This window comes from Alteribacter natronophilus (assembly GCF_006007885.1).
GTDB classification, from domain to species: Bacteria; Bacillota; Bacilli; order Bacillales; family Salisediminibacteriaceae; genus Alteribacter; species Alteribacter natronophilus.
Genome location: NZ_VCRO01000005.1, coordinates 243,647 through 267,899, shown reverse-complemented (window position 1 = coordinate 267,899; position 24,253 = coordinate 243,647). Strand labels below are relative to the sequence as shown.

The following is a 24,253-nucleotide window of genomic DNA, read 5'->3' as shown; positions in this document are numbered from 1 at the left end:
AAAGAATTATGATTTCCTGGGATACATTCTGTTCCAGATCACGAGTCCTGCTGCCCAGAAAACAATCAGGCCGATCGCGTATATGAGAAACATCTCTGTCGCCTCCTTCTGCTAAAACTTAAGTAACGAGCCCTCTGCTAAGTTCTTTCCATGTATGTGAGGGATGGCTTGAAGGGAGGCGTGAGTTACCTTCACCAAACAGATTTTCCCTGTACGTTTTCTGTCTGGATTCCTGTGGCGGCAGAAGACCGCGTTTCCGGAGTTCAGGGACGACCAGTTCGGCAAAGTCATGAAAGGTTCCCGGTGCGACTGTATATGGAATATTGAATCCGTCCACATCTGCTTCTTTGATCCATCGTTCCATTTCGTCTGCCACCTGTTCAGGTGTTCCCACAATAACCGGCCCTCTCCCGCCAACACCAACGTAGTTGGCCACTTCCCTGAGCGTCCAGGTTCTGTCCGGGTCTGCTTTTGTAAAAATATCCACAGCAGACTGGATGGCATTGCTGTTGACGTGTTTTAGATTTTCATCCGGATTGTACTGGGAAAAATCAATTCCGGTCCATCCGCTCAGAAGGGCGAGGGATCCTTCATAACTCACATGTTCCAGGATCGACTGGTATTTAGCCTGTGCCTCTTCTTCCGTTTTTCCAACGATCGGGGTGAGAATACTTAATACGCGCACATCTTCTTCGTTTCTTCCGTGGGCGGTTACGCGGCTCCTCAGGTCTTTTACGTAGTTTTTTACAATTTCGACTGAAGGTCCGGCTGTAAACACACATTCTGCATGTCTTGAGGCAAATTGACGTCCTCTTGGTGACGCGCCGGCCTGATAAAGAACCGGTGTACGCTGAGGAGAGGGTTCACAGAGGTGGGGGCCGGGTACGGTAAAATGCTTACCTTCATGGCGGATATCGTGCACCTTTGAGTGGTCAGTGTACACCTTTCGTTCTTTGTCCCTTACAACCGCATCCTCTTCCCAGCTGCCTTCCCAGAGTTTGTAACAGACTTCCAGGTATTCTTCTGCAATTTCATACCTCTGATCATGCTTGAGCTGTTCACTGAACCCAAGGTTTATCGCTGCACTGTCAAGGTAGGAGGTCACAATGTTCCATCCGATCCGGCCGTTTGTTAGATGATCCAGCGTGGATAATCTCCTTGCTAGAATATAAGGGTGCTCGTAGGTTACCGAATACGTTACGCCAAAACCGAGGTGTTCAGTCACGTGGGCCATGGCAGAAATGGCAAGGAGAGGATCGTTTACCGGCACCTGGACGCCATTAGTGACTGCAGCTTCCCGGCTGCTGTTATACACATCGTAGGTTCCGAGTACATCTGCAAAGAAAATACCGTCAAATCCGCCGTCCTCCAGCGTTTTAGCCAGGTCGGTCCAGTAGCTCAGATCATTAAACCGATGAGACTCGTCCTCAGGGTGGGTCCAGACACCAGGTGATTGATGACCGGCACAGTGCATATCAAATGCATTCAGAAAAATTCTCTTTTTTGTCATGTTCATTCCTCCGCTAAAAGTTTTGTGAAACCAAAAAAGCCTCTCTTAGGAATAAGAGAGGCAAATAAACAGATTTGTCTCTCTTATCTTGCCTGACATATCTGTCAGACAGGAATTAGCACCTTGTAATCAGGTTGCCGGGTTTCATCGGGCCAGTCCCTCCACCACTCTGGATAAGAGTAAATCATATGAAATTTTTGATCTTGGTGAAAACTCTAACTTTTCTGATTAGATAAGTCAACATTAAAATGAAAATTATTTTTATAAATGGGAAACTGGTACATTTGACTTGTGAGTGTGATTGAATGCCCGTCTCAGCCTTCATTGATAGAGCAAAAGACCTGTGAACCAACCAGTGGCGTAAGGAAAGCCTGGAAGGGGGTACCGCCGCATCAGTAAGGCATTTTGCTTTATGGAACCTGGATTTATAAACAGAAAAGACCGTTACTCCGGTGAGTAGCGGTCTTTTTGTATGAGTGGTATTTGAATAGTGCTTGTTCGGTTGATCTTATTTAAGCCGTACGTCGTCTACAGTCCAATAACTATCGCTGGAAACGAGCTCTACTGAAGTTACTTTGTGCCCGGAATTGCCGGGGAAGTAATCCCCAACTGCAGGAATATTCTTGTCTGAAACGGAGCTTTCAAGGGCACCTAGTGTGAAGCCTGTTACCTGCTGGTTTTTCTTTCTTGGCTCAGAGGCCACTTCACTTGTTACACTCGATTCTCTTTTATGCTCGACAATGTGAGCCTTTTCTCCTTTGGTACCTTCACCTGTAGTCCATGTCACAATAATCTCATAAGTATCAACAGTCTCATGCATGAATTCAAAATTATATGCATCATCCTGGAATTGCTTGTTATTTAACCCCAAGGCAGACTGGACGTCCCCTTTAGGAACAAACCCTTCCTTTTTGTCAAAATCATACGTGACCTCTGCACCTGCAGCACCTGCAAAAATAGTCATGGCTAATACGCCTGAAGTTACCCCAGCAAGAATTTTCTTCATGTTCAACTCTCCTCTTAGATTATGTGAAATTGTACTTCCAAGAGGGCCGGTTACACCACCAGCTCCATACAGTCCAAGGTGTCCAAGTGAGGACTGTATTTCATTGCTTCCCTGATATGCCGGGACGCTGCGTTTCCATTTTCAGTGGCCACTATGAATGTCGGTGCGTTGTCCTTAGCTTGAATTATAGGTCGGCTGTGCAAAATTGGAAAGCAAATATTTACGACATTTTTAAACACGGATGTCTACTTGTCCGGCAGATTGTAGACACCGTTTCGAGCACAATAAAACGGGTGATCGATACCTGCCAAGGACTGCTTCCGTAAAAAAACACTAATGTCTGATTTCCGAAGTTTGTCAGTATCACTCGAGTGGTATGTATTACTAAGTACCCATTCGGCAGGCCGGTGTAACCCTGGTTACACCGGCAGCGACAGAATAAACGTGAGATGGCCAGGCTGAAATTTTATTATCTGAATATCCTTTAAGCGGCCGTACATATGATAAAATAAAGGGGATGTTCTGCCGGCCGGCGGTCGTTTGCCGTGCCGAAGGAGCGAATAGTATGAACTGGTACTGAAACGAACAGATACGACTACATAGACATAGAGGGGTTCTGGTGCATGAAGATCAATCTCGCCCACGGGGCGCTTCACTATACGGTTTCAGGCGAAGGTGAGCCTGTCATTTTACTTCACGGATGGGGTGTGGACTCGAAGTCGTTCACGCCTGTTCATAAATTTCTCGAGCGTAATTTCAAAGTTTACTCGGTTGATTTTCCCGGTTTCGGAGAGAGCGACGAGCCGCCTGAGCAGTGGGGAGTGGACGACTACACCGAGGTGCTCGCCCAGTTCATCGACGAACTCGGAATCGAAAATCCGATTCTAATCGGTCACTCGTTCGGCGGACGGGTGTCGATCGTATACGCCTCCAAATATAAAAAAGCGAAAAAGCTGATCCTGGCCGGCAGTGCAGGGATCAAACCGAAGCGGAAGCTCAACTACTACGTGAAAGTCTATTTTTATAAAACGGCGAAACAGGTGCTCCGCCTGCCGGTTCTCAATAAGTACCGGGAAGAGATCCTGGCGAAAATTAAAGGACGCACCGGGTCGGCGGACTACCGCCAGGCTTCGGGAGTGATGCAGCAGACGATGGTAAAAGTCGTGAACGAAGACCTGCAGCACCTCATGCCTGACGTGGATGTACCCGTTCTTCTCATTTACGGGGAAAACGACACCGCTACACCTGTTGCAGACGGAAAGCGCATGGAAGAGCTCATGCCGGATGCGGGACTTGTGGTGCTGAAAAACGCCGGACACTATGTGTTTCTTGACCAGCTGAACCAGTTCAACGTGATCGTGGATAAATTTCTTGAAAAAGATAAAGGGGAGCCACAAAAATGATTCAAATACTCTTAATCGCCCTCATTGCCGCCTGGGGGCTTGCCATGTCCAAAAAACTGATGCGGAGCGTGCACATGCTTCAGCTCAACTCGTACCGGAACGAACGGTACATGCGATGGATCAACCGCAATACCCGAAAAGCCTTCCAGGTCCGGGACTACCTGCTGGCGATTCCGGCAGCGCTAGTCCTGCTCGGGTTTGAAACAGTCGGACTCGTTCTCCTCGTGGTCGGTTTTGCCGCTCTGTTTTTCATGAGCAAAGAAGAGCAGCAGAAGAAAAAGCTTGTACTCACGCCGCGCGTGAAACGGATGCTCACAACGGCAGCCATCGTGCTCGCGATTTTTGCCGCCGCTTCGGGTGTTGTCGGGATCGTAGCCGAACAGCCGGCTCTTGCCGCAATCTTGCTGCTCATTGTCTACGTGCTCGGCTTTTTCGTTATTATCGTGGCGAACACCGTCAACCGACCAATTGAAAAAAGCATCAACAATAAGTACTTCAATGAAGCTGAAAGCATGATCCAGGAATCCCGCGACCTGAACGTGGTCGGGATCACCGGAAGCTACGGGAAAACGAGTACGAAGCACTTTCTCCAGGCGATTCTTTCAAGCGAGCTGAACGTTCTCATGACGCCTGAGAGCTACAACACGAAGCTCGGCGTCACGAAGACTGTCAGAGGCTATTTAAAGCCGTATCATGATGTGTTCATTGCCGAGATGGGTGCAAAGCAGAAAGGCGATATTCAGGAAATCTGCGATCTCGTCCACCAGCGGATCGGGATTCTCACGTCCATCGGACCGCAGCACCTGGAGACGTTTAAAACGATCGAAACCGTGCAGAAAACGAAATATGAAATCATTGAAAGCCTGCCGGAAGACGGCCTCGGCATCCTGAACAAGGACGACGAAAACATTATGAGCTACACACCGAAAAACCAGTGCCGAAAAGTCTACTACGGCATCCACAGTGACGATGTGGATTTCAAGGCAAAAGACATCACCTACACGTCCAGCGGAATGACGTTCACCGTCGAGGAAAAAGGCGGCGGAAGCGAGACGTACACGACGAAGCTTCTCGGTGAGCACAACATTTACAACACACTTGCAGGGATTGCCGTCGGCCGCGAGCTCGGGCTCTCCCTTGAAAAAATGAAGACACCGATCAAAAACATGCCGCCGGTTAAACACCGTCTGGAACTGAAGAAACCACAGGGGAACATTACGATTCTCGATGACAGCTTCAACTCCAACCCGAAAGGCGCCCGCATGGCTGTGGACGTTCTCGGCCAGATGGATGAATACAAAGTGCTCATCACGCCGGGTATGATCGAGCTCGGCGAAAAGGAATACGAGCTCAACAAAGAACTTGCCATGCACGCCGCCGGCAAGTGCGACTTCATCATTCTCGTGGGCGAACGCCAGACAAAGCCGTTGCAGGACGGCCTGAAGGAAGCCGGCTATCCGGAAGCGCAGACGTACGTCGCCCGCGATCTGAACGACGGCCTGGCAAAAATGCACGAACTGGCCACCCGGAAAATGGTCGTACTTCTCGAAAACGACCTGCCTGATAACTACAACGGGTAGGTTTGCAGGCGCCATAAAAAAATCAGTTAGAATAAATTCAAAATCAGTTAGAATTACTGCGAAATCAGTTAGAATTACTGTGAGAAACGTAAGAATTAATGCGAGAAACGTTAGAATTAATCCGAATTAGCCCAACCCGCATTTGGAAAAAACATTCATATCACACACGACCACACCCCGCCCATAGCGGCGGGGACTGTTACATAGAGATCATAAGGAGGCACCCCACTATGAAGACAAGAGTCGGCGTCATTTTCGGCGGCATGAGCGTGGAACACGAAGTTTCCGTTATTTCTGCACTTCAGGCCATCAACGCCATGAACAAAGACAAATACGAGGTTTATCCTCTTTACATTTCGAAAGACCGTGACTGGTACACCGGTGAAAACCTGCTTGAAATCAGCAACTACCAGGATCAGAAGGAACTGTTCGAGAACGCCCAGAAAATCCAGCTCGTCCGGGACTCAGAGGGCAAGGTCCATCTCCAGAAGGATCCCCAGCCGAAGTTCGGCAAAAAGACCGTCGGCGAGATCGACGTGGCATTTCCGGTCATCCACGGCACGTACGGGGAAGACGGGATTCTCCAGGGGTTCCTCGAGCTTCTCAACATCCCTTACGTAGGCTGCGACGTGCTCTCATCCGCTACGGGCATGGATAAAGTCGTCATGAAGCATATCTTCCGCGACTGGGACATTCCGATTCTTGAGTACACGTCGTTCTACAGCTCCCAGTGGCTCGCAGACCGCGACGCCATTGGGCAGAAAGTCGAAGCGGAGCTCGGCTATCCGGTCATCGTAAAACCGGCAAACCTCGGCTCGTCTGTCGGCATCAGCAAAGCCGCCAACTTCGAAGAACTCGAGGAAGCGGTGGAGCTTGCAACGGAGTTTGCCACCAAAATCGTCGTCGAGCGTATGGTCACGAACATGAAGGAAGTGAACTGCTCGGTCCTTGGAGACTATGAAAACGCCGAAGCGTCCGTCCTCGAGGAAGTGCTCGGCAGCGACGAGTTCCTTTCCTACCAGGATAAATACCAGAGCGGAGGCGGGTCGTCCAAAGACGGCGGCGGTGCTTCAAAAGGAATGGAGTCCACTAACAGGATCATTCCGGCGGAAATCAGCGACGAGCAGACCGAAGAGATCCAGACGATCGCCAAAAAAGCGTTCCAGGTGCTCGGCTGTAACGGCGTCTCCCGGATCGACTTCATCATCGACCAGGATCAGAACAAAGTGTACATCAACGAAATCAACACGATCCCGGGCTCCCTAAGCTTCTACCTATGGGACCCGTCAGGCAAGGACTTCACCCAGCTAACTGACGAGCTCGTCAAACTGGCACTCAAGCGCATGCGCGAGCGGGAAAAACTGATGTTTTCCATTGATTCGAACCTGTTCAGCTCCCACTCCGGGGGCCTCAAAGGAAGCAAAAACTAGATTCTCACACACCTCAGGCGGCCGGCACAGCGATGCAGGCCGCCTCACTTATATATTGACTGGAGGAAACATCATGAATGATCCGCTCGAAATTAACTACACAAACAAAGGCTGGCAGCAGATCGCGATCCGTGAAAACAGCGAACCACTTGTGGCCATCGAGTCACTCCAGGAGCCCAGGCTCCGATCACGCCCCATGTACCGCGAATTCGGAGTCACAGGTGCACTGGATCAGTGCTGGGTGCGAAAAGGTGTCGCCGAAAAACTGATTAAGGCCCTTACATATTTACCGGATCACTTGAGTATCATCGTCTGGGACGGCTACCGCCCGTTCGGCGTGCAGAAAGCGCTGTTCGATGATTTCCGGAAAAAGCTCGAGGCAGAGCACCCGGAGGAGTCGGCCGAACAGATCGTCGAGCGGACGAAGACATTCGTCAGCCTGCCTTCCACTGATCCGGACGAGCCGTCCACCCACATGACGGGAGGAGCGGTGGACCTCACCCTTTCAGGCCCTAAAGGGGAACTGGATATGGGCACAGCGTTTGATGATTTTTCCGACCGTGCCGGCACCCTGTACCTGGAGAAGTATCCGGATCAGGCGGACGACCGGGACCGGACCGCCCGCGACAACCGGCGGCTGCTCGTAACCGCCATGCACCGGGCCGGATTTACAAACTACATACACGAGTGGTGGCATTTTGACTGGGGGAACCAGTGGTGGGCAGCCGCAAAAGGCCACGATGAAGCAAGGTACGGCCTGGCCCGCGAGCCGGGTCGCCGCGGATAAACAAAAATAGGGGGGAGCAAAATTGAATAATCACAATATCGAACTTTCGAAGTCCTATAAAAACATCAGCCTGCTGTTCTTCTGGGTGGTCTTTCTTCTGCTTGTCGTCGTCGTTTTTCTGAACATCGTTCTCGGTATTTTTACGTGGGAGACGCTCTATATGGGCATCATCAACTCGCTGATCAGCGTCATGATCCCACTCGTGCTCTTCAACATTCTGTTTGATCACTTCACGAAAAGCTATCAAAACAAGGAAATCTCCGACTCGATTACCAAGGCACTCACCTTTGAGAAAGAAGTGCTCGAGCAGTTTACCCCGGAGTCAAAAAAGCAGTTCATCCGCAGTTCCACCGAGTCACTCCTCGGTGAGACCGAAGGGAACATGCTTTACCAGACGGTGATGGCGCCGTATCTGAACCATGTGTACAATTTCCGGAGAAACTTCAGGTACCACATTTCCTACATTGAAAACCGCGAGTGGGACTGCGATTTCGGTGCGGGAGAGGAAGCGGTCACTTTTTCCCAGGACGATTACTACCTGGTGGAGGAGGAGCTGTCGTTTGCCAGGACAATGAACAATTACGACGTGAAAAAGAAGCGGATCAGCGCAGGGTTTTCATACGAGGAAAGCGGACTTGAAAACCTCCTCGGCGATGAAGGGTTCTTTTTCCGGGAGAACTTTCTTGTGGATGAGAGGCACGCAGAACAGCTGCGCACGTTCAGTAATGAGACCATGACCGCCTTTGTGAAGGAATTCCTCCGGTTTTCGTTTGAATTTAACGACTGTGAACTTGATTATGATGTGATTAACACCGACGAAGGGTTCTACCTGAAATTTCATTTCGGCGATGTAATTGAGCAGATCGTAGGTACTGAATTTAAATTCCGCTACAAGTTCCGGATGCCGCAGCTGAAGTCTGAGAAAAAATTTATTGCCATCGTCTCGGAGCCGACGGAGCGCGTGGATATTCTGTTCACCCACTCCAACAACGATGCAAGGCTCACGGCGATTCCTTTTTTCGATGACAGCGAAGCAATCTCCTACCTGCCGAACAACATCGTCAAGATCGAGCTCGACAAATGGGTCATGCCGCGCTCCGGTGTCGTATTTACGTGGGATAAGCCGGCTGCAGGCAGCGCCGTGCCCCTGAAGAACACCAGGCAGGCCGTGCCGTCGTAAAACAGGCTTTAAAATTTCTGTAAGTTGAGAGCATTTCATCTATTACGAAAGAATGATTACACATTGCGCGTCAATTTCCTTTCCTGCTAAAATAGGTCGAATCCGATTCCCGGAACACATGAGCTGTGCGTTCCGGGTTATTTTTGTGGATAAAACAGCAGAAACTAACCAATAAAGACGAAAGCTCTGGAGAAAGGGGTAAAGTAGGAGAAGGTCTTTAATTGTGGAAAGGAATGATTTAGCTTGAGCAATCAAATTGACGACAGAAAGCAGATGACCCCGAAAGAACGGATGAGCGCCATGGCCGGTGCTGCGTTTCTTATGGCGACATCGGCAGTGGGACCGGGCTTTCTGACTCAGACAGCAGTATTTACCGAAACTCTTCTGGCGAGCTTTGCCTTCGTCATTTTAGCATCCATCATTCTCGATATCGGCGCCCAGGTGAATATCTGGCGGATCGTGGCTGTCACTCGTATGCGCGGCCAGGAAATCGCCAATGCCGTCCTGCCTGGACTCGGGTACATACTGGCGTTTTTCATCGTTCTCGGCGGTCTCGCATTTAACATTGGAAACGTGGCCGGCGGCGGAATGGGTGTAAATGCGCTTCTCGGCTTCGATGCGAGGATCGGCGCTGTGATGACCGGGATTATTTGTATCATCGTTTTCCTGTCCAGGGAAGCGAACGTAGCGATGGACAAGATTGTCCGTTATCTCGGAGCACTCATGATCCTTCTTACAGCCTATGTGATGGTAACCAGTCATCCGCCTTACGGTGAAGCAGCTCTGCGTACTTTTGCGCCAATTGAAGTGGACTTTTTCGCCATCGTGACGGTAGTTGGAGGAACTGTTGGGGGATATATCACCTTTGCCGGGGGGCACCGCCTTCTTGATGCTGGAGTTTCCGGGAAACGCAACCTCGGTTACGTAACCAACACAGCGATAACGGGAATTATGGTAGCCTCGATTATGCGGTTTGTTCTCTTTCTCGCCGTGCTCGGAGTCGTAACGGCCGGGTTTGCACTGAACCCCGATAACCCTACGGCGTCCGTCTTTCAGATCGCAGCAGGGGAAATCGGCTTCCGGATCTTCGGTCTTGTACTGTGGGCAGCGGGAATCACATCGGTGATCGGGGCAGCGTACACGTCCGTCTCGTTTCTTACGACGTTTCACCCGGCGATCGAAAAGTACAAAAACTACTGGACAGTCGGATTTATCGTATTTTCCACGAGCGTGTTTGCTGTCATCGGTCAGCCTGTCACGCTTCTCATCCTGGCAGGGGCGTTTAACGGCCTGATTCTGCCTCTCGCACTCGGCTGTATTCTTTTTGCAGCCCATAAAAGCAGAATCGTGGGCGACTACAAACACCCGGTGTGGCTCACCGTCTTCGGGGCCTTCGTTGTCATCATTATGACGTACTTTGGCTTTATGACGCTGACGACAACGATCCCGGATCTGTGGAACCAGATGTTTTAATAGTAATATTTGCAGCCCGGTACTCAGATAGAGTGCCGGGTTTCTTTTGGATTTACATTTCCAGAAATATGATACACTTAAATTATCTTACATTTCAGATAAAGGAGGTGGCCGTACAGTGAATGTGGAGAACCTGGAGAGGGTTAAAGGCGAACAAGACTGGAAAGCATCCTACGAAAAGGAACTCGAAAAACTCGATCGCCTAAGGGAGAACATCAGCCGGCTGGAATTCCGCCAGTACAGCGAAGGAGAGGTACCGGCGGAGCTTGGTGAACTGAAGCTCGAAAAAATAAATATGCTCACAGACCCGCGCTTTGCATCAGTCGTCAGGAAGTGGCAAAAAGAAGTGAAGGACCCGGTCTGGAAGAGAAGGCTCGGGCTCATGCTTAAGGAAACAGTGTCCCAGCGGGCGGGAGTTGATCCTGGCCTGATTGAGCAGCAAAGCGTCTACGAGCAGAAACTTCACGGGTCACAGATTGAAGTGGACAGTAAAACTTTTTCTTTTGCTGAAGTGCAGAGGGATCTCGCCTCCAGCGCCAACCAGAAAAAGCGTCACCGGCTTAATAAGTCTTTAAACCGTCTCGGGGCCGAGTACGAGGACGGGTTCAGGGCGCTGCTCCATAAACGGAACGAGCTCGCCCGCAGCATGGAGTACCAGCATTTTCACGCCTTTAAATGTGAAGAGGAAGGGGTTGATTTCGAGCAGTATGTGCAGGAGTGCCGACGGCTTTTTACAGGAGACAGGGATTTCACCGAAATGGTGAAGAACCGATTCGGTTACTCCGTCCTGGAGGCAGGCGACTGGATGTATACGGCTACTCACTTTCTCGATACCGGGGGAAAGCCGTTTATCGGGGGAAATATCCGCCGCTTTGTTTCTGAAAGCCTGGAGACAATTGGCGTTTACCTCGAGCGGATTCCAATTCGTCTTCAGGTAAAGCCCTCGGCATTCCAGGGGCTCTGCATCGATGTTTCACCTGATCAGACCGAAGTGATCGTCAATGAAAGCAGCAGGCATACCGCTTTTGCCACCGCTTTTCACGAAATGGGCCACGCGCTGTATGATGCATTTGCCGACCCGTCCGTGTACGAGTTCAGAAACCTGCGCAGTACGATCGGACACGAGGCGATGGCCGAACTCTTCATGACAGCAGCCTTTCAGAAAGAATGGCTCACAGAAACTGCCGGGCTCACCACGGAACAGGCGGAGCGGGTAATCGCCACAAGGAAAACGGCAGAGAAAATGACGGGGATGTACTTCTTTTATCTGAGTCTTGTGGAGCGGGAAATGTACATAAACCCGGAGCAGGACCTGGGCAGACTGGCAGCGGATCTGTTCATTGACGTGTTCGGTTTTGAAGGGGACGGATTTCACCCTGCCGTTCAGCCGGTGTTCGTCAGTTTTCCGGTCTACGTCCACAGCTACATTTATGCGGATGCGATCCGCGACATGATCCGTCACCATTTCGGGATTGAAGGGATGCACGATGAGGCAGAGGTTTTTTCAAAAGTAAAAGAAGTCTTCATGGTCCCGGGCGAGCGCTTGTTGTGGCAGGAAAAAGTCGAAAGTCTCTGCGGTGAGCCGTTTACGTTCGAATGGCTCGGAAAGTGGCTGGAAGCCGGAGGTAAAGCGAAGCTCATCTAACAGCATATAAAAAAGGGGCCGGGACAGAAGTATTTTTACAGACGAAAATCCGAACAAGCAATATGCGGTGCAGGTAAATCGCTCCTGAAATATTCGCCGCTTTCCGCGGGAAGCGGCTGAGCCTCCGCGTGCTGCGCCCTGCGGGGTCTCACCTGCGCTTTTCCTCCCGCAGGAGTCGGCGAATATTTCATCCGCTTATCAGCTTTTAGTTCGGATTCTGATCTAAACACTTTCCTTATGTCCGAGCCTCTTGCGTGTTTGACAAAGAAAATCATAATTCTCACGGTAGCTCAACGCCCCTGAAACTGCCCGCAAGGAGCCCGATTACCGCACTGCTCCGTCCGGCAGCACCGCATGCACGCCTTTCACACCGTTTACAACCTGCGTCACACGCAGATCCACCACGGTACTGGCAAGGGCCGCAGCCTCGGACCGCGTCACTCCGTAAAGTTTGCCAATGAGCGTCACCATGTCCCGAAGTGCCGTGCCGGCCGCGGTGTTCAGATCCTCATCAAATCCGAACGTGAGCCATCCGGCAGGCGTTTTTGCCCGGGGACCTTGAAGCTCCATATCCTTTCGCACTGTGAGCGTGACGTCCGCAAGATCCATCGGGCACTCAATTGCAGTGCCGGAAACTTCACCGTCTCCCTGGGCTGCGTGGCCGTCTCCGCAGGAAAACAGGGCACCATCCACTTCCACCGGCAGATACAGCTTCGTGCCGGTTACGAGCTCCTTACAGTCGATGTTACCGCCCACGCGCCGCGGGGGAACTGTGGAGTGCACGCCGTCTTCGGCAGGGGCCACCGCCATCAGACCAAGAAACGGCCCCATAGCTACACTAATCTCGCGGCCGCTAACATGAGCCGAAGCGCTTCCGGTTTCCCGACTGAGCGTCCAGTCGAGGGCCGCCTTCTCCTCATCCACAATCCCCATCTGTTCATTCTGCCAGCTTACACCGCCGCCGCCCCAGTTCCGGCCGTACCACCCCGGGAGGAGCTCATTCACCCGTACCTCCAGGACATCGCCTGCTGAAGCGCCTTTAACCGCAATCGGGCCAATAATCGGATGGCAGTCCCCGTCCGTGAGCCTCTCAAATACCTGGCGCTCCTCGCCTCTGGCTGCCGAGTAACCCCACTCGATATCCGGTGTCGTCATCCGCACCGTATCCCCCGAGTCCACCGTCAGCACCGGTCCGTATTCCCGGCTGAACGTGCCCCGGATCAAGCTTTGTTCCAATTTCAAAGTATGTATCATTACTATCCCCCCGTTCGATTACTATCGACTTTACCGGAAAGATGGACAGAACACAATATAATGAACATTCAGAAAACTGGTTGACCGTGCGCTCAGTCACCCGATATAATTCATCTATAGGTGTATGAATAATTTGTTTTGTAAGTGGCTCATGCTTCCTCAGTAATAATGGAACGAAAGGCGGTGACTCCGGCGGGAAAAGCATCGACTGAAGACCCCGCAGGGCGTTCTTCCCGAGGAGGCTGAAGTGATGCCCGCAGAAAGCATCCGCCTGCATTGGGAGTATTTTTAATTTGCAAATCAATAGCTTTAATAATGAGTGTACAAAAAAGAGGAGGCGTTCAGTTTGGCAGAAATGATTCACACGTCAGTAGGAAAGCTTCTTGAAGATATGGCAGCAAAACAGCCCGAGCACGAGGCCCTCGTGTACCCGGACCGCGGACTCCGCCTTACATACCGGGAATTTGACAACGAGTGCCGCCGCGTGGCCAAAGGGTTGATGAACTTAGGCATCGAAGCCGGCGATCACCTGGCCATCTGGAGCACAAATAAACCGGAATGGATCACCTCCCAGTTTGCCACCGGAAAAATGGGAGCCGTTCTCGTTACCGTCAACACAAACTACCGCACGTCCGAACTCGAGTACCTGCTCAAGCAGTCCGATGCCACAACGCTCGTGCTCATGGACGAATACAAAGGTGCGTCGTATCTGGACATGCTTTACGAAATCGCACCGGAACTTCACCACTGCGAACCGGGTGAGCTCAAATCCGAGCGGCTGCCGTTTCTTAAAAACGTCATTTTTATGGGCAGTGAAAAGCATCCCGGCATGTTCAGCTGGCCCGATCTTCTCGACAAAGCCGACGGCGTAACCGACGCGGAACTCGACGAGCGCATGAACAGCCTCAACCCCGACGACGTTATCAACATGCAGTACACATCCGGCACGACCGGCTTCCCGAAAGGGGTCATGCTCACCCACAGCAACCTGGTGAACAACTCCCGGAACATCGCCGAGTGCATGAACCTGAGCGCCGACGACCGCATGTGCATCCCGGTGCCGTTTTTCCACTGCTTCGGCTGTGTTCTCGGCATTCTCGCCTGTATTAACGCAGGGTCAACCATCGTGCCGGTCCAGGAATTCAGCCCGAAAGAAGTGCTCAAAGCCGTCGATGCAGAGAAGTGCACCGCCCTTCACGGCGTGCCGACCATGTTCATCGCCGAGCTGAACGAGACGGACTTCGATAAGTACGACTTTTCTGCTCTCCGCACAGGCATCATGGCAGGGTCCAACTGCCCGATCGAAGTGATGAGAGGGGTCATCGATAAGATGGGAGCCGAGGAAATGACGATCGCCTACGGCCAGACCGAGTCTTCACCCGTTATTACCCAGACCCGCGTCGACGACTCCCTCGAGCGTAAAACCGAAACCGTCGGACGTGCGCTCCCGAACGTGGAAGTCAAAATCGTCCTCCCGGGAACAGATGAGGAAGTCGAGCGCGGCCAGCAGGGCGAACTGTGCACCCGCGGCTACCACGTCATGAAAGGCTACTACAAAAACGAAGAAGCGACCCGCGAGGTCCTCACCGAAGACGGCTGGCTCCATACAGGCGACCTTGCTGTTATGGATGAAAGCGGTTACGTACGCATTACCGGCCGTCTCAAGGACATGATCATCCGCGGCGGCGAAAACATCTACCCGCGGGAAATCGAGGAATTTCTCTACCAGCACCCTAAAGTCCTCGACGTCCAGATTGTCGGCGTCCCGGACGAAAAATACGGAGAGGAAGTTGCCGCCTACATCATTCTGAAAGAAGGGCAGAGCGCCACCGCCGAAGAACTCCGCGACTACTTCGACGGCCGCATCTCCCGACACAAAATCCCGCGCTACATCGAATTCGTCGACGAATACCCGATGACCGCATCCGGCAAAATCCAGAAATTCCGCCTCCGCGAGCAGGCCATCAGCACCCTCGCCACGGCTAAAAAGTGAAGCCTATGATACAAAGAAAGCGCAGCATCCCATCGGGAGCTGCGCTTTCGTGCTTATTCAAAGAAGCCGTCCGGTTTCACACCCGGATTAATTGAACGCAATATCGCTGTTCAATTAATTCTAACTGAATTTCGAATTATTCTAACAGTATTTGCATTAATTCTAACAGATTTTGAGATTATTCTAACGCATTATCCAATTATTCTGCCTAACTGCCTTTCAGATCCGTCTTTTTTATCACAATCTCCACACCCGGACACCGTCTCTGAAGCTCAGCGAGAAATCGCTCTTCATCATCGGGAGAAATTTTAATGCTGCCAAACAGACCGGACCGGTAAAAAATCTCCAGCCCCGTTTTTGACAGCATCATCCGCAAACCTGATATATAATCATCAGCCTGAGAAACTTCTGTTATATCACCGTACCGGATCCGATACCGGAAGGGACCGCCTTTAACAAGTAAGTAATCATTATGGAAGATATATCTGATAGACATTCCAATCCAGCAGAAAAATCCAATACTGAATAAAAAAATAACTATTGAAATGAGGACATCAGCGGCTGTTGATTCCGACAGAAGCAAAGGAAGAAAGACCGAAGCACCAATCACAATGCTGCTTCCCACCATGACTTTTACTGTGAAAGAATCAATCCTTGTATGGAAAACCACTTTTTTCACCTGGTTTTTATGCATGGCTTTAATCACCCTGACGTTTATTTGGAATAATATAACATTATTTTACCATGCACCTTTGTCAAATCCTTTTTGCATAATCTTCTGTCGAACTAAAAAAACCACCCGAAGAACGGGTGGTTGACTCAACTGCATGATTCTACGAATTTCCCTTTGCCGGAATCGGATGCTCCTTCAGCATCCTCGCGAAGTGCACCAGATTAAACGCCATCATCTTCGTGTTTTTCTTCGTAAACTCGCTGTCCCGGCCCGCTTCCATGTAAGAAGGTCCCGGCCCGGCCTCACCGACCCAGTAGGCTTCCACGTTCGGCGGTACGGTGAAACCAAGGTGGTGCATACCGTAAAGGATCGACTGAGCTGCATGTTTCGCGCCGTCCTCGTTACCTGTTACGACCACACCTGCCACCTTGTTGTAGTAGATTGGCTGGCCCTTCTCATTCTCTTCACCGCTGGAGGCATTCAGTCGTTCCATGATGCGAGTAGTGATACTGCTTTTTTCACCCATCCAGATCGGCGTGCCAATCACGAGAATGTCTGCCGCTTTTACACGTGCCATGAGCTCCGGCCATTCGTCGCCATTGCCCATATCCGGCTCAATCCCCGGATGGACGTCGTAGTCGGCGATCCGGAGCTCGACAGCCTGAACGCCTTCTGTCTCCATCCATCGTGCCGCTTCCTGCAGGAGGGCACTCGTGTTTGACTCTTCGTCGCTCGGTTTCAGTGATGTGTTCAGCATGAGACATTTAATCGTTGCCATCCCTGCAGATCATCCTCCTTGTTTAGTATTAGAGCCTTCAGCTCCAGCCGGTTTAAACTATATTTCTACAGCTTTTGAAGGTTCCGGATACGTGAGAGCGAACCAGCCTCAGGAATTTCCCGTGTGGATCGGTTCACCTGCGGTAAAGTAAAACGTTTCGCCGGCCGCTTCCCCTGTCTGATCCGTCACACCGGGTGAATCTCCCGGTATCATCAGTCCTGATCATAGCCCGTTTCATCCTTTGCTAATCGGATCCCGCTGAACTGCCACCGTTTGTCCGGGTGAAAGAAATTGCGGTAGGTCGGACGGACGTGGTTGTCCGGAGTCGCACACGAACCGCCGCGGAGCACCATCTGATTGCTCATAAACTTGGCGTTGTATTCCCCGAGCGCCCCTTCAGGCCTGGCGTTTTCCGGGTAGGGAGTGTACGGACTGCGGGTCCATTCCCACACTGAGCCGTACGGTGACTGGTCCCCGTCAAAAGCAGGATGAAAATCCATCGCCTCCAGAAACTGCCCTTTTACCGGCCGGTCCTTAAACGCCGTTTCCCACTCGTGTTCGCTCGGGAGCCGGCAGCCGGCCCAGCGTGCGTATGCATCCGCTTCGTAAAAACTGATATGGGTGACAGGCTCCTCAGGTTCCACCTTTTTAAAACCGTTCAGCGTAAAATAGAACCATTCCCCGCCCGTCTGCTCCCAGTAAAGGGGTGCCTCCCAGCCTTCTTTATTCACAGCAGCCCAGCCATCGGAGAGCCAGTATTTCGGATTGGAATAACCGCCTTCTTTAATAAAAGCCATGTATTCCCCGTTGGTGACAGGGCGGGATGCTATGGAAAAAGGATAAAGGTAGACTTTATGTTCAGGCCGTTCGTTGTCAAAAGAGAAGTGCTCGTCATTCGTGCCCACGGCTGCAACGCCTCCTTCAAAACGCTGCCATTCCATCGGCGGCGCGTACGTCTCAACAGGGGAGAGGGGCTTCGTATTGAAAACCGGGTGAAGGGGGTTGATGGAGAAGTTGTACTTGATGTCCGTGAGCAGAAGCTCCTGATGCTGCTGTTCGTGCTGAAGACCGATTTCAAGAAGGGACAGCACTTCTTCTGTCAGGTTAGCCGGATCCTTCAGGAATGCTGCCATCTCCCGGTCCACTTCTTCACGGTACTGGATGATCTCCCGCACTGTCGGACGTGAGAGGAGGCCCCGCTGGTGCCGGGGAAACGGTTTTCCGAGTGTTTCATAGTACGAGTTAAACAGTTTCCGCGTCGCTTCAAAACGGTACTCATATCCGTCCACGTATTTATTTAATATAAAGTCCTCAAAAAACCATGTGGTATGAGCCATGTGCCACTTTGGCGGGCTCACATCCTCCATGCTCTGGACCACGTAATCTTCCGTTTCGAGAGGTTCTGTGATGCGCATCGTCAAATCCCGTACGTACAAATAATCTCTTACAAGCTGCTCACTCTGCATCGTACCAGTCGTCTGAATCACAATCTCCTCCTTTTGAATAACTACTGAAAAATACCCTTTCAAACGTACAAATAAACTAATTCCGGCAAAATAGGAAGATATCCTTTTCGAATAATCAGTTGTTACCGGTTTTTAACAAGAGACTGAGAGAAATGGTACACTTATCCATAGATCAACTGCGAAAGGTGTGGTGTGATGAGTTATGGCAAAAACAGTATTCAATTTAAGCAGAGCAAAATTAAAACTCATTGCGAAAGGAAGCGATCACACTGACAATCAGCTTCACAGACATCCACGCTGAAACGGAGCGGCTCACACTGCGCCCGCTCAATGAAAAAGACTATGAGAAATGGTACGCGGGTTTCTCAGGCAGAGGAGAACCGCGAGTGGACCGATAACCATGTGTACTTTAAAAATGCAGAGTGAAAACTGTAGGGGGAGAGAGGCATGCATCTGAAAGAAGTGACACTCAATGGCGGGGGCGACGATCAGTATCCGTTCAGCCTCCCCCTGATTCAGTCATTCGGCACACTTCGGTTTGAGAAGCCGGTGACCATTCTGGTTGGAGACAACGGGACGGGCAAAACGACGCTCCTGGAGGGAATTGCTGTTCATACCGGCAGCAGGCTGATAGGCGGGGAAAATATTGATTCAGATCCGTCACTTGAACCGGCCAGGCGGCTGGCTGAGGCGATGAAGCTGACGTGGTCGGCTAAAACCCGCGAAGGATTCTTTTTCAGAGCGAGTGATTTTATATCTTTTACCCGGCGGACTGCCCGGGAAAAGAAAGAGTCAGAGGAAAAACTCCATGAGATCAGGGCGAAGGACCCTCATAGTCTGGAAGTGCTGCCGTATGCCCGTACAGTTAGTGATTTGAAGCATTTTTACGGTGATGGGCTGGATGTCCGTTCGCATGGTGAAAGCTTTCTTGACTTGTTTCAAGCCAGGTTCAGACCCGGCGGACTCTATCTTCTTGACGAGCCCGAGGCCCCTCTTTCACCACTCAAGCAGCTTTCCCTTATTTCAATGATTAATGGGATGACGGAGGAAAACGGCCAGTTTATCATCGCTACCCATTCTCCCATCCTTATGGCTGTACCCGGTGCGGATCTCAGAGTAATTGAAAATGGTGTGATGAAGTCAGCCCGGTATGATGAACTGGAGCATGTCCGGCTCACCAGGGATTTCCTTAACAACCCCGGGCAGTTTCTGAGGCACTTATGAATTATGGAAGGAGGGGAATCCATGGGTAAACCGCACTTACTCATTGCAGGCACGTTTCATTTTGGGGACACAGACGACCTCCTGAAAACGGATGAGCTGCATATCAGGGGGAATGAGCTGAGCAATGTGATCCACATGTTCGCTGATTTCAGGCCAAACAGGCTCGCGTTTGAAGTGGAAAAAGAGCAGGATGAGGCATTGAACCGCAAGTACGTGAAATTCCTTGAAGGAAACAGGACTCATTGCTCTTCCGAAGTGGAGCTGATCGGATTTCCCCTCGCTGAAAGACTCGGACACGAACGGATTCATGGCGTAGACTGGATGGGAAATGTGGGGCAAAGGAGCGCGGGGGAGGTTCTCGAATGGGCGGAACTGCATCAGCCGAGGCTGCACCAGCGCATCGTGGAAGACTACATCCCCCAGCTCGCTCTTCCGTCACCTGAATCCCCGGTAAAAGAGCGACTGATACAGGTGAACGACCCGCAAAGGCTTAAAGTGGAACACGAAATGTACATGCAGATCGCCCGGGTCGGAAGAGGTACTGACTACATCGGGGTAGACTGGATGCGTTGGTGGTATCAGCGGAACCTCACTATCTATCACAACCTCACGCAGCTCAATCACTCTACAGATGACAGGCTGCTGCTTATGATCGGTTCGGCTCACGTCCATCTCGTTTCACAGTTTCTAAGAGAGTCAGGAGATTACGAAGTCCTGAACCTGCATGACATCATATAAGGTGCACAAAAAAAGCCGCCCTCATTTTACGAGGAGCGGCTTTCGGCTGTCTCCAGGCGTGGAGACTGTTTTGATTTTACCCAGCTGAAGACGATCGTCACGATCGGGGCGAGCCACAGGAATGCGGCGAACGGCAGGTAAGCGATGACCGGGACGCCTACGATCGTGCTGCACAGAATCGCAAGGAGACTCCATGGAACGAGTCCTGCAAACACCACGGTGGAATCCGCCAGCGTCCGGGACAGCTCCCGGCGGTGAAAGTGCGTCCGCCAGTGGGGCAGAAGCGAACGGCCGGCAAGCAGAATCGGAAACGACTGATTCGGCGAAATAAGGCTCACACCGGCCGCCACACCCACCGTCTGGGCGGTATTTTTCGTAAGGTTCGACGTGTCGTGAAACACCCGCTCGATAAACGGCTGCAGCATTCCCGTCTCTTCGATGATCTGGCAGTAGGCGCCGACAATGAGAATAAACAGAACAAACGGTAGCATCCCGATGAGGCCGTTCAGGCCGCCTGCGCCGGTCACTGCGCCTTCAACCCACATCTGAACAGCGGTGCCCCGATACAGAAGAATGGCGCCCCCGGCAAGAATCCCTGCAGTAAAGCAGGTCTTCATGTCTTTTCCTGTAAAAATGAGCACAAGCAGGAGGACCGGCGGAATGAGGGAGAGAAGCAGGCTGTTCCACTCGAGCGCTCCAGGTCCGGCAACGCCCGCGGTTCCATCAGCTGCCGTGATCATATCCGCCAGGAAAAAGAGCATCGCCGTCAGCGTCACGGTCACAATCATCGTCGGTGTAATCGAGCGCAGATGCTCCTGTACTTTCAGCTCCACACTGAACGCAAGCAGCTGGAACGAGCTCGAAAGCGGGGACGACCGGTCACCGACAAATGAGCCGGACACGAGCGCCCCCGCCACGAGCGGTGCCGGCAGACCGAGCGTGAGCCCGGCACTCATCAGGGGAATCCCGACGATGCTGAGGCTCCCCACTGAAGACCCCACCGTAAACGACATAAGCCCGGTGACGAGGAAAGCGACGGTGAGAAAATATTCAGGTGAAATGAACGTGAGAAACAGGGCATTCAGATCGTCAATCGTCCCTGCCATGTACCACGTCGGCAGAATCAGGCCGATAAATGCAAGCAGCCACGCTACGTTTCTGTTCCGGCTGATTCCTGTAACCGCTGCACGTCCGAGATTTGTCCAGCTGATCCCTTTTTTACGGCAGAGCAGGATGAGGGCGGTCACACCGGGAAGCATGGCGAGTGCCAGGGAAAAGCCTGTGGCAATGGCCCCCATCAAAAAAGCGAGCGTTACGGCAAAAATCATGATAATCTCTATTAATGTAAAAGTGCGCTTCATTTTTATCACTCCACAAGCCATCGTAACACAGATTCTGCCTTTCAGAACGTCGAAAAAAGAGGAAAAACGCCTCTCAGTGTGGAACAGATAGATTCAGGAGGAAAGACCATGACCAGACTTGCACCATTTGATACGCCGCGGCTTCTGATTCGTGAACTGCGCGATGAGGATCTCAACGACATACATGAAATTAAATCAGACCCCGAGGTGGTGCGGTATCTCAACTGGGGACCAAACGAGCACCCGGGTCAGACGAGGACAAACCTGCGGGCCCAGATCGCCCTGCAGAAAATCGTGAACCGGACCGTGTTCGTCCTGGCGATTGAAGAGCGGGAAAGTGGCAGGGTTATCGGCAATGCCACGATTGTTTTTCAGAACGGGGCAAAGAAGGTGGCTGACATCGGCTATTTTCTCGGACCGGCAAGCTGGGGCAGGGGATACGGAACGGAAGTAACCGCCGCTGTGCGGGATCTCGCTTTTACCCGATTGAACGCACTTCGCCTCGAAGCTTTGTGCGATGTGCGCAATGAAGCTTCGATCCGCTGCCTGAAACAGGCGGGATTTATAATTGAGGGCCGTAAACGGCGTAACCAGCAGGTACAGGGTGAATGGCGGGACCACTATGTGTTCGGCATGCTGAGAGAGGATGATCATCCGGTGATGAACGGGGAGGCTTTGAAAGATGAGCTCGAACAGCTTGAACTAAAACTGCAGAGTCCCGAAGTGAGGACAGACGCGGGGGAGATCGAGAGGCTGCTTCACGACGATTTCTTTGAGTTCGGCAGCTCCGGCGTGGCGTTTACGAAAGCGGACTGCCTCGATCCCGCCGGCATCGGTGTGCGTGACTTCCGGATGAGCGATCTTGAATGCCGCCAGCTGAGCCCCGACACAGCGCTCGTCACTTACCGGGTGTACGATGCCACAAGGGATCACCGCACGCTCCGATCATCGGTGTGGAAAAAAGCGGACGGACGCTGGCAGATGTATTTTCACCAGGGAACAATCGTAAAATAAACCGGCCCCGTAAGTTGGGCCGGTTTATTTTTGTTAATTTGAGCGACAGCCTGTAAGCAGCAGAAATAGAGGGCAACCGTGAACGCAGCGAAATACAGTATGAACGTAGCGAACACCCGGCTCAGCGTAGCGAAATGCAGGCCGAACGTAGCGAACACCTGGTTCAACGCAGCGAAATGCAGGCCTAACGTAGCGAACACCCGGCTCAACGCAGCGAAATGCAGTATGAACGTAGCGAACACCTGGTTCAACGCAGCCAATTCACCGGTAAACAGAAAAGTATCTGCTCACCACTTCAATCTCCTACCACAGCCACAATCCCCCGAACACCCCAAACATGAGCGTGGAAACAAGGGCAATCACCCCGCCCACGAGCGTTTCATGGGGGAGAAGACGAAACCGCTCCTTCATCCCCATCCGTACGCTCGCCCGGGTAATGTGGAAGTATGTCCCGTGCGGCATATGATCCAGCACAGTTGCTCCGGCGTTAACCATCGCAGCACCAGCCAGGGCATGTACACCCAGTTCAAACATGGTCGGTGCAAACACGCTGCCGGCAACCGCTGTTCCCGCCGCTGTGGATCCCGTCGCCCCGCTCATGGTGATCCCGGCAAGTGGGGCCAGTGTGTAGGAAGGCAGCCCCAATGCTTCGATACCTGACAGAATGTGCCCGATCATAGCTGAATTGGCGATTACACCGGCAAGCGTCCCGGTACCGATCAGAAGAATCGCCACTCCGGCCATTTTTTCAAGCCCTGAGCTGATAAACATGTTCAGATGAGATGCTTTGCCCATAGCAAGCGCTCCGATGAGGCCCCCAACAGGTAATGCAAAAAGGGGATCCACATAGATCCCAACCAGCGGCTGAAGCATCAGAAGAAAGATCGCAACGGCCGGCCCGGTGAGCGCTGCGGCCAGTGACGGCAATGAACCGTTAACCTCAGTATTCAAATCTGCCTCTTCAACCACACTCCCTGTATTCCGGAGCCGTCGGGCAATCACGTAAGTCACCCATAGACCGGCCGCAGCCGGGAGGACACCCGCAAACATGACTGTCGTGAGGGGTACCTGAAACGCCTCCGCTGCAGCGAGACTGTTCGGGTTCGGGGAAATGATGTTACCGGCTTTCCCGCCTCCCGAGATAGCGAGGAGAATGGCAAGCTTGGACATCCCGATTTTTCTTGCAATCGCAAGGGCGATCGGGGCAAGGGTAAGTACGGCTACACCGATAAACACGCCTACACCGGTGAGTACCATCGCAGCCCCGGCTAAAGCAAGGAGGGCCTTCTTTTCACCGAGCCGCTCAAGTATCGATTCGGCAATTTTTTTCGCCGCACCGGATTCAATAAGAACACCGGCCAGCACTCCGGCAGCAAGCACCCGCAGCACGACGCCCGTCATGCCCTCGGCACCGCCGATCATAATCTGTGTTGTATCCACAAGTCCCGCACCGCCTGCGAGCCCCCCGATCAGGGCTCCTGCCATCATGGCATAGGCCGGGGCGACACGGATCAGAATGAGCGCGATCGTAGCCACAAGGGCGAGGATTGTGCCGAAAGCCGTCAGTTCCATGTCCATCCAACAATCTCCTAACGTCACATTTTCCCCTATCATACCTGTTTTTGACGTTCATTGGCAGGTAAATAAGAAAACAGTTCTTTCGGTGTACGAAAAAATCCTGTTCCTGGAATAGCAGACTGAACGCAGCGGAAAGGCCGACTAACGCAGCGAACACCCG

19 protein-coding genes and 2 riboswitches are annotated in these 24,253 nt (G+C 52.0%); of the genes, 11 read left to right on the top strand and 8 right to left on the bottom strand.

The genetic code is table 11. The annotated features are described in order from the left end of the window. Positions 1-118: 118 nt before the first annotated feature. Positions 119-1,510: an LLM class flavin-dependent oxidoreductase gene (locus FGB90_RS16365; RefSeq protein WP_138811928.1), complete on the bottom strand. Its 1,392-nt coding sequence runs from the start codon at positions 1,508-1,510 to the stop codon at positions 119-121. An 80-nt stretch (positions 1,511-1,590) separates the two neighbouring features. After that, a riboswitch (SAM riboswitch) is annotated at positions 1,591-1,690 on the bottom strand. A gap of 328 nt (positions 1,691-2,018) precedes the next feature. Further along, on the bottom strand, positions 2,019-2,516 hold the full coding sequence (locus tag FGB90_RS16360; protein WP_138811927.1) for a hypothetical protein: 498 nt from the start codon (positions 2,514-2,516) through the stop codon (positions 2,019-2,021). 35 nt (positions 2,517-2,551) lie between these two features. Then, a riboswitch (cyclic di-GMP riboswitch) is annotated at positions 2,552-2,636 on the bottom strand. Between the two features lie 503 nt (positions 2,637-3,139). Between FGB90_RS16360 and FGB90_RS16355 the strand changes: the two genes are divergently transcribed. The 7 genes from FGB90_RS16355 to FGB90_RS16325 all read left to right on the top strand — a co-directional run bounded on the left by FGB90_RS16355 (position 3,140) and on the right by FGB90_RS16325 (position 12,014). Beyond that, complete coding sequence (locus FGB90_RS16355) at positions 3,140-3,919, top strand: alpha/beta fold hydrolase (protein WP_138811926.1); 780 nt, start codon at positions 3,140-3,142, stop codon at positions 3,917-3,919. Next, positions 3,916-5,499 carry a UDP-N-acetylmuramoyl-tripeptide--D-alanyl-D-alanine ligase gene (locus FGB90_RS16350; protein WP_138811925.1) on the top strand — a complete coding sequence of 528 codons (1,584 nt, stop codon included), beginning with the start codon at positions 3,916-3,918 and terminating at the stop codon, positions 5,497-5,499. The genes FGB90_RS16355 and FGB90_RS16350 overlap by 4 nt, the downstream gene beginning before the upstream one ends. Positions 5,500-5,729: 230 nt before the next feature. Beyond that, positions 5,730-6,929, top strand: coding sequence for a D-alanine--D-alanine ligase family protein (locus tag FGB90_RS16345; RefSeq protein WP_138811924.1), 1,200 nt, complete (start codon positions 5,730-5,732; stop codon positions 6,927-6,929). Between the two features lie 73 nt (positions 6,930-7,002). Beyond that, a complete protein-coding gene (locus FGB90_RS16340) occupies positions 7,003-7,716 on the top strand; it encodes a M15 family metallopeptidase (protein WP_138811923.1) in 714 nt (237 codons plus the stop codon). A 22-nt stretch (positions 7,717-7,738) separates the two neighbouring features. Further along, complete coding sequence (locus tag FGB90_RS16335; RefSeq protein ID WP_138811922.1) at positions 7,739-8,896, top strand: hypothetical protein; 1,158 nt, start codon at positions 7,739-7,741, stop codon at positions 8,894-8,896. A 273-nt stretch (positions 8,897-9,169) separates the two neighbouring features. Further along, the gene (locus FGB90_RS16330) at positions 9,170-10,369 is read left to right on the top strand and encodes an NRAMP family divalent metal transporter (RefSeq protein WP_138811950.1); all 1,200 of its coding nucleotides are present in this window, start codon (positions 9,170-9,172) and stop codon (positions 10,367-10,369) included. 118 nt (positions 10,370-10,487) lie between these two features. Then, complete coding sequence (locus FGB90_RS16325; RefSeq protein ID WP_138811921.1) at positions 10,488-12,014, top strand: gluzincin family metallopeptidase; 1,527 nt, start codon at positions 10,488-10,490, stop codon at positions 12,012-12,014. Between the two features lie 324 nt (positions 12,015-12,338). On the opposite strand, the gene FGB90_RS16320 is transcribed toward FGB90_RS16325, so the two are convergent. Continuing rightward, a complete protein-coding gene (locus FGB90_RS16320; RefSeq protein WP_138811920.1) occupies positions 12,339-13,268 on the bottom strand; it encodes an acetamidase/formamidase family protein in 930 nt (309 codons plus the stop codon). A gap of 355 nt (positions 13,269-13,623) precedes the next feature. Between FGB90_RS16320 and FGB90_RS16315 the strand changes: the two genes are divergently transcribed. Further along, the gene (locus FGB90_RS16315) at positions 13,624-15,261 is read left to right on the top strand and encodes an AMP-binding protein (RefSeq protein WP_138811949.1); all 1,638 of its coding nucleotides are present in this window, start codon (positions 13,624-13,626) and stop codon (positions 15,259-15,261) included. A 208-nt stretch (positions 15,262-15,469) separates the two neighbouring features. On the opposite strand, the gene FGB90_RS16310 is transcribed toward FGB90_RS16315, so the two are convergent. The 3 genes from FGB90_RS16310 to egtB form a co-directional block, all read right to left on the bottom strand. Then, positions 15,470-15,955, bottom strand: coding sequence for a PH domain-containing protein (locus tag FGB90_RS16310; RefSeq protein WP_138811919.1), 486 nt, complete (start codon positions 15,953-15,955; stop codon positions 15,470-15,472). 139 nt (positions 15,956-16,094) lie between these two features. After that, on the bottom strand, positions 16,095-16,712 hold the full coding sequence (locus tag FGB90_RS16305; RefSeq protein ID WP_281280068.1) for a flavodoxin family protein: 618 nt from the start codon (positions 16,710-16,712) through the stop codon (positions 16,095-16,097). A 212-nt stretch (positions 16,713-16,924) separates the two neighbouring features. Further along, the gene (gene egtB, locus FGB90_RS16300; RefSeq protein ID WP_306419241.1) at positions 16,925-18,199 is read right to left on the bottom strand and encodes an ergothioneine biosynthesis protein EgtB; all 1,275 of its coding nucleotides are present in this window, start codon (positions 18,197-18,199) and stop codon (positions 16,925-16,927) included. Positions 18,200-18,625: 426 nt separating this feature from the next. Between egtB and FGB90_RS16295 the strand changes: the two genes are divergently transcribed. Next, positions 18,626-19,402, top strand: a complete 777-nt coding sequence (locus FGB90_RS16295) for an AAA family ATPase (RefSeq protein ID WP_138811918.1) — start codon at positions 18,626-18,628, stop codon at positions 19,400-19,402. A 21-nt stretch (positions 19,403-19,423) separates the two neighbouring features. Then, complete coding sequence (locus FGB90_RS16290; RefSeq protein WP_138811917.1) at positions 19,424-20,140, top strand: DUF5694 domain-containing protein; 717 nt, start codon at positions 19,424-19,426, stop codon at positions 20,138-20,140. A gap of 26 nt (positions 20,141-20,166) precedes the next feature. Here FGB90_RS16290 and FGB90_RS16285 read toward each other — a convergent pair whose 3' ends face one another. Beyond that, positions 20,167-21,501 carry a Na+/H+ antiporter NhaC family protein gene (locus tag FGB90_RS16285; protein ID WP_171051885.1) on the bottom strand — a complete coding sequence of 445 codons (1,335 nt, stop codon included), beginning with the start codon at positions 21,499-21,501 and terminating at the stop codon, positions 20,167-20,169. A 108-nt stretch (positions 21,502-21,609) separates the two neighbouring features. Between FGB90_RS16285 and FGB90_RS20165 the strand changes: the two genes are divergently transcribed. Next, positions 21,610-22,515, top strand: a complete 906-nt coding sequence (locus tag FGB90_RS20165) for a GNAT family N-acetyltransferase (protein WP_138811915.1) — start codon at positions 21,610-21,612, stop codon at positions 22,513-22,515. A 303-nt stretch (positions 22,516-22,818) separates the two neighbouring features. Here the strand turns inward: FGB90_RS20165 and FGB90_RS16275 are convergent, their stop codons facing one another. Beyond that, positions 22,819-24,093: a GntP family permease gene (locus tag FGB90_RS16275; RefSeq protein WP_138811914.1), complete on the bottom strand. Its 1,275-nt coding sequence runs from the start codon at positions 24,091-24,093 to the stop codon at positions 22,819-22,821. Positions 24,094-24,253: the final 160 nt, after the last annotated feature.